At 73.9% G+C, this 17,404-nt stretch carries 14 protein-coding genes; 3 read left to right on the top strand and 11 right to left on the bottom strand.

The annotated features are described in order from the left end of the window. The first annotated feature begins 63 nt into the window (after nucleotides 1-63). Nucleotides 64-189: a hypothetical protein gene (locus WME98_RS17605; protein WP_257792751.1), complete on the top strand. Its 126-nt coding sequence runs from the start codon at nucleotides 64-66 to the stop codon at nucleotides 187-189. A gap of 27 nt (nucleotides 190-216) precedes the next feature. On the opposite strand, the gene WME98_RS17600 is transcribed toward WME98_RS17605, so the two are convergent. From WME98_RS17600 to hemE, 7 genes are all read right to left on the bottom strand, one after another. Continuing rightward, on the bottom strand, nucleotides 217-1,800 hold the full coding sequence (locus WME98_RS17600) for a GAF domain-containing protein (RefSeq protein ID WP_437952352.1): 1,584 nt from the start codon (nucleotides 1,798-1,800) through the stop codon (nucleotides 217-219). Between the two features lie 139 nt (nucleotides 1,801-1,939). Further along, a complete protein-coding gene (locus WME98_RS17595) occupies nucleotides 1,940-3,064 on the bottom strand; it encodes an acyl-CoA reductase (protein WP_437952351.1) in 1,125 nt (374 codons plus the stop codon). Next, nucleotides 3,061-4,251, bottom strand: coding sequence for an acyl-protein synthetase (locus tag WME98_RS17590; RefSeq protein ID WP_437952350.1), 1,191 nt, complete (start codon nucleotides 4,249-4,251; stop codon nucleotides 3,061-3,063). Before WME98_RS17590 ends, WME98_RS17595 begins: the two co-directional genes overlap by 4 nt. Before the next feature lie 47 nt (nucleotides 4,252-4,298). Further along, nucleotides 4,299-5,657, bottom strand: a complete 1,359-nt coding sequence (locus WME98_RS17585) for an aminotransferase class III-fold pyridoxal phosphate-dependent enzyme (RefSeq protein ID WP_437952349.1) — start codon at nucleotides 5,655-5,657, stop codon at nucleotides 4,299-4,301. Nucleotides 5,658-5,700: 43 nt separating this feature from the next. Then, nucleotides 5,701-6,600 carry a GGDEF domain-containing protein gene (locus WME98_RS17580; protein ID WP_020741151.1) on the bottom strand — a complete coding sequence of 300 codons (900 nt, stop codon included), beginning with the start codon at nucleotides 6,598-6,600 and terminating at the stop codon, nucleotides 5,701-5,703. 1,053 nt (nucleotides 6,601-7,653) lie between these two features. Then, nucleotides 7,654-8,433, bottom strand: coding sequence for a class II glutamine amidotransferase (locus tag WME98_RS17575; protein ID WP_061623269.1), 780 nt, complete (start codon nucleotides 8,431-8,433; stop codon nucleotides 7,654-7,656). Between the two features lie 45 nt (nucleotides 8,434-8,478). Then, nucleotides 8,479-9,528, bottom strand: coding sequence for a uroporphyrinogen decarboxylase (hemE, locus tag WME98_RS17570; protein WP_437953996.1), 1,050 nt, complete (start codon nucleotides 9,526-9,528; stop codon nucleotides 8,479-8,481). Nucleotides 9,529-9,779: 251 nt separating this feature from the next. On the opposite strand from hemE, the gene WME98_RS17565 reads away from it, so the two are divergent. Beyond that, entirely contained in the window at nucleotides 9,780-10,364 is a 585-nt protein-coding gene (locus tag WME98_RS17565; protein WP_437334306.1) for a hypothetical protein, read from the top strand. A 7-nt stretch (nucleotides 10,365-10,371) separates the two neighbouring features. On the opposite strand, the gene WME98_RS17560 is transcribed toward WME98_RS17565, so the two are convergent. Then, on the bottom strand, nucleotides 10,372-11,559 hold the full coding sequence (locus tag WME98_RS17560) for a M20 family metallopeptidase (protein ID WP_437952348.1): 1,188 nt from the start codon (nucleotides 11,557-11,559) through the stop codon (nucleotides 10,372-10,374). A 139-nt stretch (nucleotides 11,560-11,698) separates the two neighbouring features. On the opposite strand from WME98_RS17560, the gene WME98_RS17555 reads away from it, so the two are divergent. Continuing rightward, complete coding sequence (locus WME98_RS17555) at nucleotides 11,699-12,832, top strand: FAD:protein FMN transferase (RefSeq protein WP_437952347.1); 1,134 nt, start codon at nucleotides 11,699-11,701, stop codon at nucleotides 12,830-12,832. Between the two features lie 107 nt (nucleotides 12,833-12,939). Here the strand turns inward: WME98_RS17555 and WME98_RS17550 are convergent, their stop codons facing one another. The 3 genes from WME98_RS17550 to WME98_RS17540 form a co-directional block, all read right to left on the bottom strand. After that, the gene (locus WME98_RS17550; RefSeq protein WP_437952346.1) at nucleotides 12,940-13,815 is read right to left on the bottom strand and encodes a hypothetical protein; all 876 of its coding nucleotides are present in this window, start codon (nucleotides 13,813-13,815) and stop codon (nucleotides 12,940-12,942) included. A gap of 79 nt (nucleotides 13,816-13,894) precedes the next feature. Then, entirely contained in the window at nucleotides 13,895-14,683 is a 789-nt protein-coding gene (locus WME98_RS17545) for an enoyl-CoA hydratase-related protein (RefSeq protein WP_437334302.1), read from the bottom strand. A 44-nt stretch (nucleotides 14,684-14,727) separates the two neighbouring features. Further along, complete coding sequence (locus WME98_RS17540; RefSeq protein WP_437952345.1) at nucleotides 14,728-17,349, bottom strand: M1 family aminopeptidase; 2,622 nt, start codon at nucleotides 17,347-17,349, stop codon at nucleotides 14,728-14,730. Nucleotides 17,350-17,404: the final 55 nt, after the last annotated feature.

The following is a 17,404-nucleotide window of genomic DNA, read 5'->3' as shown; positions in this document are numbered from 1 at the left end:
GGTACGGGGTTCCCTCGAGGGGCTCGAGCGGCTATACCCCCGGCCATGCCGCAGAAGCCCGCAGTGAGAGCCAAGAAGAAGCGACGCGACACGAAGCGCCTGGCGAACTGGCGCGCCAAGAAGGAGCTGCAGAGCGCCCAGGGAACGCCGCCGGCCGACCCGGCCGCCGCCGCGCAGCCCAGCCGCTGAGCCGCGAGCGCCGGCCCCGGCCGGTGCTCAGCCCGCCGGCTCGTCCTCTCCGTCGTCGTCCGGCGCCGGCCCGGGCAGCGGCGGCCCCTTGCGCCGCGCCGCGCGGACCGTCGCGACCTCGGCCCGCGACGGGTTGATCACCAGAAAGCCGTGGTCCGCGTCGAGCAGCGCGACGTCGCCCGGCGACGCCCAGCGGAACGCGCCGGCCACATCCACGATCGACGGCACGTCGAGCAGCTGGAGGAGCACGTGCGAGCGCGGCCCGGACCGCTCGCTGAGCGCGACGCCGACGGGGTTGGCCCGGGCGGAGATCAGGAGATCGAACACGGTCAGCTGGTCGCCCACGAGGACCGCCTTCGACGGGAGCTCGGCCCGGGCGTCCGGGGTCGCCAGCATCAGGAGCGCGTCGCAGAGGTCCTCGATGTCGCGGGCGCGGTCCTGCAAGAACGGGTCGCCGACGATCCCGTTGGCGGCCCGCGCCACCTCGCGGGCGACCGTGCCGAGCGCCTGCGCGACGGTGCGCCCGCCGGCCGCGAGCTCGAAGGCGCGCGCGCGCAGGCGGCCGTCGCCGATCATCAGGAGGTAGGTCGAGAGGAACGCCGCGTCCTGCGCGATGCCCCGCTCCGCCGCGCGGGCGTGGAGCTCGACGAGCGCCTTCTCCGCGATGTCGAAGGCGAGCCGCAGGAGCTTCGGATCGCCGTGGCCCCGCTGCGGGCCGAGCGACGAGCTGGCCGGCCGCCGCAGGGCCGCGATGGCGCCGAGCGCGCGACCCGGGACCACGGGCAGCCCCGGCAGCGTGACCTTGCGCGTGCCCCCGCCGGTGCGCCGCCGCCGCTCGCGCAGCTCGTCGAGCACCTGGGCGTGGCGCGCGCCGGCCGCGATCGGGGCCGTCAGGGCCATGAGGAGCTCGACGTCCCGCGCCGCGAAGGCGCGATCCCCCGCCCGCTGCACGACCAGGGCGCCGAGCGGGCGGCCGCTGCCGAGGATCGGGGCCGCCAGGAAGACCGGGAACCGCTCCTCGCGGAGCTCCGGGAACGCGCGGTAGCGCTCGTGCTCCGTCGCCTGGACGACCGAGATCGGGCGCAAGCACTCGACCGCCATGCCCGTGATGCCCTGCCCGACCGAGAGCCGCACCGTGCCGCGCGCCTCGCGCGGGAAGCCGACGTTGCCGCGCAGCACGAGCTCGTCGCCGTCGCCCTCGAGCAGGTACAGCGACGCCACGTCGGCGCCGAGGATGGCGGCGATCCGCTGCGGCGCCTCGTCGAGGAGGAGCGACAGAGGCATCGGCTTCGCCACGAAGGCCAGGTACTCGATGACGAGATCGAGGCGCTCGTCGCGGCGCACGTGGATCCTGGCGGAGGTGACCGACGGCGGCGCGTCCTCGCCCTCGAGCTCCGCCTCGCCGCCGGCCTCCGCGGCGCGGGCCGAGCCGCCGTCCGGATCGCTCGGCGCGGGGGAGCCCGCGTCCGCGTGGCGTTCGTCCGGCGATCCACCGTCGACGAACCCCTCCCGTGCGCCCTCCACGTCGAGCGGCGCCGCGGGCGGGCTCGCGATCGCCTCGAGCTCCGTGGGCGGGTGGGTCGCCTTCGGATCATCGGTGCGCGACGACATACGACGATCGCTATCACACACCGTCGCTCGAGCGCACCTCGCACGCGAGCGCGCCCGGATCGCGCCGCGGCCGAGGCCGCGTCCGCGGCGCGCGCGCTGCCGGCGCGCCGTCCGCCCGCCGCGCGGCCGGTCGCGGAGGTCAGAGCGCCCGCAGGTCGACCGGGCCGTCCAGGGGCGGGCGCTGCATCCACCCGAGCGCCGCGACCCGGGCGCGCGGGGCCGCGGCGGACACGGCGCGCGCGAGATCGCCGCCGCCGGCAGCCCCGATCGCGGTGATCGCGCCGCGGATCGGCGCGAGCAGCGCCGGCGCCGCGCCGGCGCCGCTCGCCGCCACGTGGACGACGCGCGCCGCGGGCGGCAGCAACAGCGACCGCGGCGCCGGATCCACGCCGACCCCGTGCCCTTCGCCCTCCCAGAACGAGCCCACGGCCTCGAGGGTGGCCCGGTACATCGCGACCTCGGCTCGCGCGGCGCCGTCGAGCGGCCCGCGCGGGACGCGCGCGCCCGCGGCCGCGAGCGCCTCGTGCAGGGCGCGCGCGAGCGCCTCGGCGCGCTCGGCCGGGCCCTCCACCAGCACGAAGCGCGGCGACAGGCAGCCGCGCTGATCGAACGGCACGACGTCGTCTGCGATGTCGCGCGCCGCCTCGGCGAGGCGCGCGTCGGGGCCGACGACGGCGAGCCCGAGGCCGGCGCCGTGCCCGCGCACGAGGACGCCGCGCCCGGCCTGGGCGCGCAGCGTCGCCACGGTACGATCCGAGCCGTAGACGTGCAGCTCGGCGCGCGGCGCGCCGTCGCGGGGCTCCTCGCCCGCCGCCTGCGCCCCGGCGTCCCCGAGCGCCACGTCCGGGACCAGGGCGATGGCGCCGCCGTCGCGCGCGAAGCCCTCGTCGGCCGAGAGCGCGCGCACGAGGAGCTCCGCGACGACGGGATCCCGGCGCGACGGGCGCACGAGGACCTCCGGCGCCGTCGCCGCCGCGACGGCGATGGCCCGCAGCGGCGCCGTGCAGACGTTCGCGGCGAGCACGACGTGGCAGCGGCGCGCGCGCCCCGCGGTCGCCACGAGCGCGTCGAGCTCGCCGCTGCTCGGCGCGATCTCGAGGTGGCGGCCGAGCGCGAGCTCCACGCCCTCGGGGGAGAGGCCGCTCGTTTCGGGCAGCCGCCGCCGCGCCTCCTGGCCGAGCGGGTCGCGCGCGTCCGCGATCCGCGCCGCCGCGGCGACCACGCGCTCGACCCGGCGGCGCCGCGCCGCGCCGTCGTCCTTCACGGGCCGCCGCCGAGCATCTGGTCGATCGCGATCGAGCAGCCGCGCGGCGGCGCCCCGGACGCGCGGCCCAGGAGCTCGACGCCCTCGTCGGTGACGCGCACGCGATCGGCCGTCTGGATGGCCACCGCCGAGTCGACGTTCGCGAGATCGACGATCCGCGCGAGCCCGATCTCGCCGGCGGGCAGCGGCGCGAGCGTCCCGGGGTCGACCGCGGTGACGCGCGTCCAGGGCGGCGCGAGGTAGATCCCCGGCGCGGGGCCCGGCCTGCCGGCGAGCGCCGCCGCGAGCGTGCCCTCGTAGAGCTGGCTCGAGAGCTCCGTCATGCCGTACTCGCCGACGACGTGCGAGAGCGGCACCCCGAGCGATCGCGCGATCGACGCGCGCAGCTCCTCCGCGGGCACCTCGCGCGAGCGGCCCTTGTAGCCGCCGGTCTGCATCGCGCGGCTGCCGCCGGGCAGCAGCGTCGCGCCCTCGGGCAGCCCGGCCTCGAGCAGGTGGACGAACGCGAACGAGGTGCCGAGCACGATGGCCGGCTCGCCCGCGGCGCGCGCCTCGGCGCACGCGCGGGCGAACCCCGCGGCGTCGAGCTCGCCGCCGCGCACGTGCCAGCTCGCCGGCCCCGAGAGACGCGCGGCGAAGCGATCGATCATGAACCCGAGCGACGAGTCCGGGACCTCGTCGAGCGGCGGCGCCAGGACGATCGCGCGGAGCCGCGCGCCGTCGGGCCACAGGAGGCGCTCGCCCCAGGCGACCGCGGCGAGCTCGTACGTCGCGGTGGTGCGGAACGGGTGCTCGCCGCGCGACGCCGCGCCGAGCGAGGTCCCGCTCGTGCGGAAGACGCGCTCGTCCGCCTCGGCCGGGTGGGCCGCGACGCGCGCGAACCGGAAGACGTCGCACGGCACCGCGGGGATCTGCTCCGCGCGCTGCATCGTGTCGACGTCCGCGCCGCGCGCCTTGAAGAGGCGGGCGACCGGCGCGCACTGCGCGGCCTGGCGCCGGGCGAGGGCGATCGCGAGCGCGTCGAACGTCTCCGGGAGCGCGGCGTCCGCCGCGCCTTCGCCCTGCTGAAGCGAGGCCGCCGCCGCTCGGCCGGCGCCGGGCGAGCCCGCCCTGTCCTGGAGGAGCGACGCCTCGATGAACGCCCGCGCGCGGCGGTGCAGCGCCTCGCTCTGATCGATCTGTCCCACGCGTCCCACACGTCCCACGCGACCGGGATAGCACGCGCCGCGCGCGCCTAGGACGAAAGCACGCGGGCCAGCGCGCCGGCCGCGGTCGACAGCAGCGCCTCGGGTGTGGTGAGCGCCGGCGTCAGCGTCAGCGTCTCGCCGCGCACCCCGCCCGTGAGGACCAGGTAACCCTCGGCCAGCATCCCGCGCATGGCCCGCAGCCCGAGCGCTGCGCTCTCGAGCTCCACGCCGACCATGAGCCCGGCGCCGCGCACGTCGACGACGCCCGCTCGGCCCCGCAGCGCCTGCCGGAGCGCCTCCTGGAAGCGCGCGCCCACGTCGCGCGAGCGCGCGGCCAGCTGGCCTGCGTCCAGGGCGTCCAGCGTCGCGATCGCGGCGCTCGACGCGAGGGGCGAGCCGGAGTGCGTCGAGGTGTGGACCACCTCGGCCTCGCGCGCCCACGCGCGCATGATCGGCTCCGGCGCCACGCACGCGGAGATGGGGAGCCCGCCGCCGAGCCCCTTGCCGAAGCAGAGGATGTCCGCGGGCGCCCCGATCGCCCCGGTGCGCGTCATCGCCCCCGACCGGCCGAGGCCGGTCCAGATCTCGTCGGCGATCACGAGCGCCCCGCGCCGGTGCGCCGCGTCGCAGACCGCGCCCAGGAACGCGTCGGGCGGGACGACGCAGCCGCCCCGCCCGAGGATCGGCTCGAGCAGGATCGCGCCGATCTCGCCGCCGCGCAGCGCCGCCTCGATCGCGTCGAGCGAGCGCGCGGCGCCCGCCTCGTCGCGCGGGTACGGCGCGAACGTCACGCGCGGGTTGAGCTGCTCCGCGAACGGCGACCGGTAGCTCTCGCGCAGCCCGCACGCCGCGAGCGGCGCGTACCCGAGGCCGTGGTACGCGCCCTCGAAGGCGACGAGCCCCGGCCGCCCGGTCGCGAGCGCCGCCGTCTTGATGGCCGCCGTGATCGCGTCGCTGCCGCTCTGGCCGAGCAGCGCCATCGGCGAGGGCCCGGGGTGCAGCGCCGCGAGGCGCTCCAGGAGGGCGATCTTCACGTCGGCCGAGTACACGTCGCCGAGGGCGAGCGTCAGCCGCGACATCTGCTCCTCCGCCGCGCGCCGCACCGGCGCCGCCGCGTGGCCGAGCAGCAGCGCGCCGAAGCCCGCGCACAGGTCGACGTAGCGGTTGCCGTCGACGTCGCAGACGTTGGCGCCGCGCCCGTGCGACAGCACGATCGGGAGCATCTCGGCGCCGCTCTTCTGCGCCCGCGCCTCGCGGCGCCGGCTGAACGCCGGGCACTCGACGCGCTCGAGCCGTTCGAGGGCGCTCCGCGACCTTGGACCAGGCGGCGGCACCAGGATCTCGGGCAGCGCGTCGCCGCCGTCCGGGTCCAGCGCCGCCGGCAGCGGCAGCTCGCTGTTCGGCATCGTCGTTCCTCCGCCGGGATCTAGCGCGCCCGCGGCCCCGAGCTCAGGCGCAGACGCGGTTTCTCCCGCTGTTCTTCGCGTGGTAGAGGCGCTCGTCGGCGCGCTTGATGAGGTCGTTCGCGGTGCGATCGCCCTCCTGCAGCAGCGCCACGCCGACGCTGATCGTCACGCGGATGCTGTCGGCCTGGAAGACGAAGAGGTGCTCCGCGACCTTCTGCCGCAGCGTCTCGCCGAGCGCCGCGGCGCCCTCGATCGACGTCTCGGGCAGGATGATGGCGAACTCCTCGCCGCCGTACCGCGCAAAGACCTCATCGCGGCGGATGCGGCTCTGCACGATGCGCGCGACCTCCTTCAACACGAAATCGCCGGCCAGGTGGCCGTGGACGTCGTTGATGCGCTTGAAGTGGTCGATGTCGAACAGGAGGATCGCGAGGTCGCGCTCGTGGCGGCGGCCGCGAATGATCTCGCGCTCGAGCGCCTCGTAGAGGTAGCGCTTGTTGTGGATCTGCGTGAGACCATCGATGATGGTCATCCGGTAGATCTCTTCGTGGTATTGCGCCTCCACGTCGGCGCCGGACAGGAACTTGAAGATCGTCGGGCCGATCTTCACCCGGTCTCCGTTCTTCAGCACCACCTCGCGGGAGATCTGCTCATCGTTGCAGTACGTCCCGTTGGTGCTGCCGTCGTCGACGACCATCCAGGCGCTCGGCCGCTGCTCGAAATGGGCGTGCCGCCGTGAAACGGAGTCGCCGTCGAGCACGATGTGGTTGTCCGCCCCCCGGCCGACCCGCGTCGGGTTGTGCTCCAGCACGAACCGCTTGCCGAGCAGCGTGGGCTCCTTCGTGTAGATCACGACCAGGCAGTCGGTCGTGTTCTTGCTGCCGCCGCCCGGTGGGGGCTGGACCACCTGCGTTACACGAGTCTTTTCGTCGAAGTCACTCACGCGCGCTCAGCCCAACCCGTCGTGCGACCTAGCCTCGACATCGTTCGAGCTCTTCCCGAGACGGAACCTGCCCGGGCGCGGCTCTTCGGTCGCGATCCAACGGCTCGATATGCCCTAGCTCGCCCAGCGTCAAAGCGTACTGACATGCCCCGACTCCCGTCAAGACGGCCATCCGGGCGGAGCCGTCTTCGGTGATTCCTCCGCCTTCCCGACCCGACAGCGGCACACGTCGCCCGCTGCGCTCCGTCGTGCCCTTCCACGCTCTCGGCTTGTTCCTCGCACGCCGTCCGCCCCTCACCGCCGCTTGCTCTGCACCGCATCGCCTGTGCTCGCTGAAGCGCCTTGTGGGGCATTGTGCGCTTGTATCGCAGTGGACGCGCCGCCCCGTTCTCTCGTGCAGCTCGCGCTGCCGTCGATGCGGCTCTCTCTATGCGTTTCCCGGGCGCGCCGCCACCCGTCCGGCGAGCGGTCGAGCCGGCAGGGGAGAGAATGGTTCGCTGGAGCACGATGTGTTGGTTCGGCTGGCAAGCCCGCGTTCTGCGGGCATGAGGCTCTGTGAGTTCTGCCTCAAAACCAGGGCGCATCACAACGCTGAACTGAGCGGAACGAGCGGAACTGAGCGGAGCTGAGCGGAACTGAACAGAGCCGAACGGAACCGAACCGAGCGCGGCGCGCGCTGCGACCGCCAGCGCGCGGCCCTCTTCCGGGCAGCGCCGGTTGGTTGACTTGGCACACGGGGTGCGTAGAGTAGACCTGCGTCGCGGCGGAGACCTTCCCCCCCCAGGTCCGTCGCGGCGTTTTTCATTTCAGGCTGCTCCGTGGCCATCTCCACCCCCGGCGCTGTCGCGTATTTCCTCCTGGGATGATTCCCGGAGCAGCGCGTTCCTCGCCAAGCAGCCATGCTCCGTCGCTGCTGGAACCGTTTGCCTCGAAAGGCATCAACGGGCCCAGCCGGAGCAGGTGCCGAGAAACCGACCTCGGCCGCAAGGAGGGTATTGACGACCCGAGCCCTGCTGGGCGGGTGGGGCCGGCGCGGGAGCCGGCCGGCGTCGATCACGACCGGAGCGTCGCGCGCAGCTCGCCGCCGTCGAAGACCCAGAGCTCGCCCGGCCGCCCATGGGTCCAGGCCTCGTTGGCGGTGAGCGGGGTCGTCGCGACCACGGCGACGCGATCCTTCGGGGTCGTGACGGCGGAGAAGTCGACGCGGACATCATCGTCCACGAGCGTCGCGACGCCGAACGGGGCTTTGCGGACGATGTAGCAGAGCCGGGTCCCGCAGCGGGCGAAGAGGTGGCGCCCGTCGCCGAGCAGGAAGTTGAACGTGCCGTCCCGGCCGAGCTCCCCGCCGAGCGCCGCGACCGCCGCCCACAGCTCGCTGGGCCGGCGCGGGTAGCCGGGGAACGCGCTCCGGAGCCCCTCCAGCAGGTAGCAGAACGCGTGCTCGCTGTCGGTCGTGCCGATGGGGTTGAAGCGGCCCAGCGCGCGGCGCCGGACGCGGCGCAGCGTGCCGTTGTGCGCGAAGACCCAGTGGCGCCCCCAGAGCTCGCGCACGAAGGGGTGCGTGTTGGCGAGCAGGACGTCGCCGCGGGTGCGGCGCCGGATGTGGCCGATCGCGAGCAGCGTCTTGATCGGGGTCTCGCCGAGGAACCGCGCCAGCGGGCTATCGCAGGCGGGGCTCGGGTCGAGGAAGACGCGCGCGGCGCGCCCCTCGAAGAACGCGAGGCCCCACCCGTCGGCGTGCGGTCCGGTGCGGCCGCCCCGGTGCCGGAGGCCGTTGAACGAAAAGACGATGTCGGTGGGGACGTTGCACTCCATCCCGAGGAGCTCGCACATGCTCGCGGCGGCACCATATCACCCCGGAAGGGGTGAGGCGCAGCGTCAACGATCGGGCTCGCCCTGCAGCGACGCGCGCGGGATGGAGTGGACGAGATCGATCACCGCCTTGACCGTGTCGACCGGCGTCTCCGGGATGATGCCGTGGCCGAGGTTGAAGATGTGGCCCGCGCGCCCGCCGGCCTCGGCGAGCACCGCCCGCGCGCGGCGCTCGGCGACGGCGCGCGGCGCGCAGAGCAGCAGCGGATCGAGGTTGCCCTGCACGGCGCGGTCGTGACCGATGCGCTGCCACGCCTTGTCGAGCGGCGTGCGCCAGTCGACGCCGATCACCGTGCCGCCGGCGTCGCGCTGCGCCTCGAGGAGCGCCCCGGTGTTCGTGCCGAAGTGGATGACCGGGACGCCAGTCGCCTCGAGGTCGCGCAGGATATGGCGCACGTGCGGCTGCACGTGCTCGCGGTAGTCGTCGATCGAGAGCGAGCCGACCCACGAGTCGAACAGCTGCACGGCCTGCGCGCCGGCGGCGACCTGCGCGCGCAGCAGGCGGCGGACGACCTCGGAGATCTTGCCCATCAGCGCCGACCACGCATCGGGATCGCTCCACATCAGCTGCTTCGTGAGCCGGTAGTCGCTCGATTTGCCCCCCTCGACGAGGTAGCTCGCCATGGTGAACGGCGCGCCGGCGAAGCCGATGAGCGGCGTCTTGCCGTCCAGCTCCTTGCGGATGAGGCGCACGGCGTCGAGCACGTAACCGAGGCCCTCTTCGGGCTCGAACACGCGGAGCCGCTCGATGCCGGCCCGGTCGCGCACCGGCTCGTGGATGACCGGGCCCTCGCCCTTCGCGAACTCGAAGGGGGCGCCCATCGGCTCGAGCGGCAAGAGGATGTCGGCGAAGAGGATCGCAGCGTCCATCCCGAGCCGCAGCGGCTGGAGGGTCACCTCCAGCGCGAGCTCGGGCGTCTTGCAGATCTCGAGCAGCGTGTATTTCTTCCTGAGCTCCCGGTACTCGGCCATGTACCGGCCCGCCTGGCGCATGAACCATACGGGCGTCACATCGGTCGGCTCACGCCGGCAGGCGCGCAGGAAGCGGTCGTGCATGGATGGAAAACTCCAGGATGGGCCCGAGGAGGCGCCCTCGGGGCGATCCTTCATGTCCGTTCAGCCATCTCCCGGCAATGGGTTTCTGGGAGCGCCGGGCCGTGGTTTTCCGGGAACGCCCGACCATGGATTTTTGGAAGCGCGGCGGTCGACCCGCGGCGAGCGGGCTGAGGGGGGGACCCAAGCGCCGCGTCGTCCGCCGTGTAGACTATGAATCTATGGCGCGTCCTTCCAGACCTCCCGGCTTTGACATGACGTACAGGCCCGAGAAGCGCATCGCGTTCGGGCCGCCGATGAAGGAGCGCATCCCGGCGCTGCTTTACCTTGCCTTCGCCCTCACCGTCTCGGCGGTGATCTTCTATGGCCAGAACGCTCCTTCGAGCTCCCGGATCTTCCAGTACGTCGTGGAGGGGGATCGCCACCGGCTCGTCCCGTCGAGCGTGTGCGCCATCATCCTGTGCGTGAGCGCGCTCGCGATGGTGCTGCGGGAGCAGATGCGCGGCGTGATCGTGCACCCGGACGGGATCGAGCTGCGCGAGCTGCTCGGGTTCGGGCTGCCGCGCGTGCGGCGCTTCGCCTGGTCGCAGATCGATCGCATGTCGGTGCCCTCGGCGCAGGCGGGCGCCGGCGGCGCGGGCGCGGTCCAGCGAGGCAAGCCGTCGAGCAACATCCGGCTGGATCTCTGGGACGGGTCCCGCACCTGGCTGCCGGACGTGGGAGACAAGATCGCGCTGTCCGTGATGCTGGAGCGGGTGGCCCTGGCGCGGGCGATCCCGATCGAGGGGGGGACCGGGCTCATGGACGACCTCGGCAACCCCCTCCAGGACGACGGCTGACCCAGGCCTAGGCCGCGCTCGCGCCGGCCTTCCGCTGCGCGAACTCCTCGCGCACGCCCTTGCGCAGCTCGGGATCGAGCAGGAGATCCGCGCACGTCATCGCCATCGCCTTGGCGGCGATCAGCATCGAGTCCTGACCGCCGGGGCTCGCGGCCTTGGCGGCGAACGCGTGCTGGTGGCACGTCGTCTCGCCCTTGCCGCAGATCGCGATCCAGGGGTGGATGGCGGGGAGCGCGTGGGACACGTCGCCCATGTCGGTCGAGCCCGTGCCGACGGCGGGGTCCATCTCGAGCGGCGAGCGGCCGAGGGTGCGCAGGTGCTCGCCGAAGCGGCGCGCCATCTTCCGGTTGTTGACCATGTTCTTGTAGCCGCCCTGGTCGACGAGCGTGAGCTCCACCCCGCTCGCCATGGCCGCGCCGCGGGCGCAGCGCTCGACGATCGCCCGCACGCGGGCGAGCTCCTCGGTGTCGAGGGCGCGGACCGAGAACTCGGCCACCGCGAGCTCCGGGATGATGTTGACCGCCTGGCCGCCGTTCTTGATGAACCCGTGCACCCGGACGCCATCGCGGAAGTGGACGCGCTGGCCGTCGATCAGCCGGAAGGTGTCGAGGCAGGCCGTGAGCGCGCTGTTCCCGTCCCACGGCGCGAGCGCGGCGTGCGACGGCTTGCCGTGGAACTGGAGCTCGAGCCAGGTGCTGGCCAGCGTGTCGTGGGCGAGCAGGTCGCGGTCGAACGGGTGGAACATCATCGCGGCGTCGACGCCCTCGAAGGCGCCGGCCTCGAGCAGCCGGATCTTGCCGCCGCCCCCCTCCTCGGCGGGCGTCCCGACCAGATCGATGGTGCCGGCCACGGCGTCCTTCTGCCGGGCCAGGGCGAGGAAGGCGCCGAGCGCGCCCGCCGCGATCAGGTTGTGCCCGCAGGCGTGGCCGATCTCCGGGAGGGCGTCGTACTCGGCGAGGATGGCGAGGTGGGGGCCCTGGCCCTGCCCGATGCGCGCGCGCAGCGAGGTGGGCATGCCGGCGAGCCCGCGCTCGACCTGGATGCCCTTCTTCTCGACGGCCTCGGCGATCCACGCCGCGGCCTTGTGCTCCTGGAACCGGAGCTCGGGGTTCGCGTGGATGCGCGCGGCGATCTCGCGGAGCTCCGGGGAGAGGTCGTCGATGTCGCGCTGGATGCGGCTCGGGTCGAGGCTCATGGGCGGGCGATACTACCCTGGATCCGCGCGGCTCGCCTGGGCCATGGTGGCGCCGGCGGTAGAGCTCCGCCGGCGTCCGGCCGCGACGGGTGGCGAGGCCGGCGCGCCCTCACGCTCTCCACGGAGTCAGGATCCTCGAATGCAAAGGCTGCGCTGCTCTTCGCTCCTCCTCGGCCTCGCGGCGCTGCTCGCGCCGCCCGCGCTCGCCGGGTGTGACGCCTCGCGCGCGCGCAAGGAGGCCCCGCCCGCCGCCTCGAGCGCGGCGTCCGCGCCGGACGCGAGCGCGGCGGCGCGGGCAGAGCCCGCCCGCGTCGCGGTCGAGGCGAGGGCGATGGGGACGAACCTGCTCCTCGCCGCCTACGCGAGCGCGGCGATGGATGAGGCAGCGATCCGGGCCAGGCTGGAGAAGGCGATCGCCGAGATCCGCAGGCTCGAGGGGCTGATGACGACGTGGCGGCCGGACAGCGAGCTGTCGCGGGTCAACGCGGCCGCCGGGAAGAGCGCCGCCCCGGTGAGCCCGGAGTCGCTCGACGTGATCGAGAAGAGCCTCTGGATCAGCGAGCGCTCCGGCGGGGTCTTCGACGTCACCTTCGAGGCGATGCACGGGCTCTGGAAGTTCGACGAGGACATCGACGACAACGTGCCGCGGAGGGACGACGTCGAGCGGGCGCGGGCGCTCATCGATTACAAGCAGATCCGGATCGATCGCGCGCAGCGCACGGTGATGCTCGCGCGGCCGGGGATGCGGATGAGCCTCGGCGGGATCGCGAAGGGCTACGCCGTCGACGCCGCGGCGCGGGTGCTGCGCGGGGAGGGGCTGACGTCGTTCTTCGTGCAGGCCGGCGGCGATCTGTACATCGCCGGGAAGAAGCCGGACGGCTCGCGGTGGAGGGCGGGCGTGCGGGACCCGCGCGGGAAGGGACCGAACGACTACTTCGCGATGATCGAGGTCGAGGACCGCGCGTTCTCGACGGCGGGCGACTACGAGCGGAGCTTCATCAAGGAGGGCAGGCGCTATCACCACATCATCGATCCGCGGACCGGCTTCCCGGCGACCGAGAGCCGGAGCGTGACCATCTGGGCGAGGGACGCGCTGACCGCCGACGCCGTCGACGACGCGGTGTTCATCCTGGGAGCCGAGAAGGGGCTCGCGCTCGTCGAGGCGATCGAGGACTGCGGGGCGGTGATCGTCGACCGCGACAACAAGGTATGGGTGTCGAAGCGGCTGGAAGGGAAGGTCGAGGTGCTCCGCCCGCCGACGGAGGGGCTGTAGGGCGGGGCGCCGCCGGCGCTCCCCCCGGCGGGCGGCGAGGGCGCGCGGCAGCGCCGTGCACGATGCTGCGGGGCGCCCGTCGCGGCGGGCGCCGAGGGAGGAGAGCGTCAGCCCTCGAAGAGCTCGTCGAGCGTCGTGGCCGTCAGGATCCGCTCGGCCCAACCCGCGAGCCGCTCCCCGGACGCAGCGAGGACCTGCTCCCGCCGCGCCTCGGGCACGTCCCCGAACCGCGCCCTGAGCTGGCGCAGCAGCACGGCGCGCTGGCCCTCGTCGAGCCCCGCGCGCCGCCCCTCGTCGAGCGCTGCCTGGCGCTCGCGCGCCTTGATGGCCTCGATCTCCGGGTTGCCCTTGCGCTCCAGCGCGCGGACGACCTCGCGCTCGGCAGCCGCGCCGTCGAGCAACGCGCGGACGGGGACCGGACGGACCAGGCACGGATCCTCGATCACCGCGTCGGGCGCGAGCGGCACGAACCGCCCCTCGGCCGCCGACCACTCGGCGACCCCGTCGCGCTTCACGAAGATGGCGAAGACGCGGCGCACGCCCCGGGCGACGAGATCTTCGGCCTTCTCGCGCACGTCGTGCATCGATTGCTCGTTGACGATCTCGAACGAGAGCTCCTCCAGGTACCGGCGCCCCGTCGTCGGATCGAGCCCCGCCTTGCGGATGGACAGATCGGTGGCGAAATCCGAACCCTCGTTGACGCGGGTGATGAGGTCGGCCGCGCCGATGTAGCCGGGCTGGAGGTGCGGCGCGATCAGGAAATCGAGCCGCACCTGCTGCTCGGCGTGCGGCTCCAGCGCCGGCGCGGCGACGACCTTGCGCCCGCGGATCAGCTCGTCGCGCGTCACCTCCGGCGCCACGAGGTGCTCGTCCACGGCCGGGAAACGCGCCCGCGGCGGCTCTGCGGGCGGGAGCCTGGCCGCCGCGCCGCCTCGGGCGGCCGGGGCGAGCAGGAGCGCGGCGCCGCGCGGCTTTGGATCCATGAAGACAAGGCTAGCACGACGGCGGCCGCACGCGCCTCGCCGCCCAGTCGGCGCGCCGCGGCGGGCGAGGCGCGCGCCGTCACCGCCCCCGGTACACCGGCTTCCGCTTCTCGGCGAACGCGCGCAGCGCCTCGAGCCGATCCTCGCTGCGCAGCGTCTCGTCGTAATGTACCCGCTCGACCTCGAGCCCGAGATCCAGCGGCACGTCGTAGCCGTCCTCGATCGCCCGGAGCGCCGCCGCCTGCGCGATCGGCGCGCCGCTCGCGATCGGCTCGATCCACGCGATCGCGTCGTCGACCACCGGCGTCCCCTCGGGCGACACCCGGTTCACGAGCCCCCAGGCGAGCGCCTCGGCCGCGGCGAGCTTCCGGCCGAGCAGGATCATCTCCTTCGCGCGCGCCTCGCCGACGACCCGCGGCAGCCGCTGCGTGCCGCCCGCGCCCGGGATGATGCCGAGCGACGTCTCCGGCAGCGCGAGCTCGGCGTGCGGCGCCGCCACCCGGAGATCGCAGATCAGCGCGAGCTCCAGCCCGCCGCCGAACGCGACCCCGTTGATCGCGGCGATCACCGGCTTCGGGCTCCGCGCGAGCACCCCGAGCTCCGTCCGGTACAGCCCCACCTGCCGGCGGACGTCGTCCGGGCTCATGCCCTGCCGCTCCTTGAGATCGGCGCCGGCGCAGAACGCCTTGTCCCCGGCGCCCGTGATCACGATCGCCCGCACCGCCGGGTCGTCCACGAGCTCGCGCCCGAGCCGACCGAAGGCGAGCAGCGCGTCGCGCGAGAGCGCGTTGCGGCGATCCGCCCGATCGATGGTGAGCACCGCGACCGCGCCGCGCCGGTCGAGCTTCACGGGAGAGGCGTCCGACATGGAGCCTCCCTAGCCGACCGAAGCGGCGCGGCAAAGGGGCTCGCTCACTTGGCGTCGGCCGCCTTCTTGGCCTTGTTCCCCGCCGCCTCGAGCTTGCCCAGCCGCGCCCGGATCTCCGCGTTGTCGCGCCGCAGCGCCTCGAGCTCGTCCCGCAGCCGGTCCAGCTCGCGCTTGCCCGCCCCGCCGAGATCGCGGAGCACCTCGCGGATCCGCCGCCGCACCCGGCCGTCGAGATCGCGGTCGAGCTGCCGCAGGAGCGCGCCGCGCGACCGGCCGTCGCCGAGATCGCCGAGCGCGCGCGCGACGTCGACCCGGAGGTACGGATCCGGCTGATCGAGGAGCTCCTCGAGGAGCTCGCGCGTCCGCCGATCGCTCGAGAGCTTCGGCAGCGCCAGGATCGCCGCCCGGCGCCCCCGCGTCGGGACGCCGTAGCGCGTCCGGGCCGTCAGGTGCGGCACGGCGCGCTCGTCGCGCAGGTTGGCCAGCCCGTCGATCACGCCGCAGCGGATGACCTCGCCCCACGAGGGGCGGTCGAGCAGGTCGATCAACGTGTCGAACCCCGAGCTCTGCCGCGTGGCCCCGAGCGCCCGCGCCGCCTCCGCCTGGACCAGGTAGCTCGCGTCGCGCAGGGCGAGCTTGCCGAGGAGCTCCGCCGCCTTGGCCGACCGGAAGTTGCCGAGCGCGCTCGCGACCGCCCGCCGCACCTTCGGGTGCTCCACGCCCGCGCTCGCCTCGAGGAGCGCGAACGCCGCGCTCGACTGCAGCGCGCCGAGCGCGCCCGCGGCGGCGGCGCGCACCCCCCAGAACTCGTTCGCGTCGGCGAGCGACTGCCCGAGCGCCCGCGTCGTCGGCGGGTCGTCGCGCCGCGAGAGCGGCTTCGCGGCGAGCATGCGGCCGCGCGCCGTCGGCGCGTGGGCGAGCTGCGCCCGCAGCAGATCGGCCGGCGCGTCGACCTTGACCTCGCCCAGGATCCGGAGGTCCGGATCCACCACCACGAAGCGAGGGCGCCGCGGGAGCGGGATGACGAAGGTGTGCGCCTGCTGGTCCACGCGCCGCACCTCGCGGCGCACGCTCGAGCCCTTGCCGTCCGCGAAGCCGAAATCGAGCACCAGGTCGAACGCGAACGCCGGCGGCGTCGCGGCGTCCGGCTGGAGCGCGTGCTCCCGGCTGGGGTGCTGTCCGGCCGCCTGCGTCTGCTTCACGGTCACGGTGCACTCGTCGCCCTCGAGCTCGATCTTCACGTCGAGCTCGGGGTGACCGGCGCGGAACACCCACTGCTCGAAGAAGCGCTCCAGCGACTTGCCGCTCACCTCCTCGAGCGCGCGGGCGAGATCCCGCGTCTCCACGACCCCGCGCGCGTGGCGCGTCAGGTAGGCGCTCACCCCGCGCCAGAACAGCGCGTCCCCGAGCTCGCGGCGGAGCAGGTGCAGCACGAGCCCGCCCTTCTCGTAGAGGTGCCGATCGAAGACGTCGAGCGGCGCGTCGTAGTCCTGACAGACGATCGGCCGCCGGTAGCGCCCCCGCGCCTCGCCCAGGTACGCGTCGAGATCGGCCTTCAGGCCGTGATCGTACTCGTCGGCGCCGAGGTGGTGCTCCCGATAGACGTGCTCCATGAAGGTCGCGAACCCCTCGTTGAGCCAGCCGTGCGACCAGTCGCGGCACGTCACGAGATCGCCGAACCACTGGTGCGCGAGCTCGTGGGCGATGAGATCGTCCGACGAGATGTCGAGCGCCGCCCGCTCGTCGAGCAGGATGTGCTCGTACATCGTCGTGGCGGTCGTGTTCTCCATCCCCCCGAAGATGAAGTCGCTCACCACCACCTGCGCGTAGCGGCGGAAAGGATACTTGACCCCGAGCTTCTCGCTGAAGTGACGGATCATGTCCGGCGTGCGCGCGAACGTGCGGCGGCCGTCCTCCTCGCGCCCCTTCGGCACGAAGTACGCGAGCGGGACGTCGAGCGCCGCGTCGTCGATGCGCGCGAACTCGCCCGCGACGAGCGTGAACAGGTAGCTCGGGTGAGGCTCGTCCAGCCGGTAGTGGAAGACGCCCGCCTTCTGCGATTTCGCGTCGCTCTCGAGCTCGCCGTTCGACAGGCAGTACCAGCCCGGCGGCACCTCCGCCCGGAGCTCGGTCGTCTGCTTGACGTGGGGCTTGTCGATGCAGGGGAAGACGTGGCGCGCGTCCTCGTCCTGGCACTGCGTCCAGACCTGGCGCGGGCGGTCGGGGACGTGCTCGTCCGGCTGGAGGAAGTAGAGCCCCCGCCGCGGCGTGGCCCGGTACCGGACCAGGATCGACGCCTCGGCCTCGTCGAGCGGCACGGCCACGCGGAGCGTCTCGCCGTCGTACGTGTGCTCGGCCGGCTGGAACGCGCCGCTCGCCGCCTTGCCCGCGCCGCGCCGGGGCTTCGCCGCGCGCCCCGCGCCCGCGCTGATCTCGACCGACTCCAGATCGAAGCCGACGGCGTCGAGCGCGATCTCGCGCGCCGCCGGATCGACGCGGACCACGTCGAGCCGCGCGGCGCCGCGGATCGAGCGCTCCGCGACGTCGAGCGCGAGATCGAGGGCGATGTGCCGGACCGTGAACGGGCGCGAGCGCTCGTAGACGCGCTTCGTCCCGGCGAGCGCGAAGGGACGGGAGGCGACCGCGAACTCGGACGACGAGAGCACGGAACCGCAGGCGCAGCGCGAATGAAGCCGGTACTCTAGGGGCATCTCGGCCGAG

The organism is Sorangium sp. So ce296 (genome assembly GCF_051529605.1).
Taxonomy (GTDB): Bacteria; Myxococcota_A; Polyangia; order Polyangiales; family Polyangiaceae; genus Sorangium; species Sorangium cellulosum_D.
The sequence above is the reverse complement of the archived record's forward strand: the minus strand, read 5'-3'. Positions and strand labels throughout refer to the sequence as shown.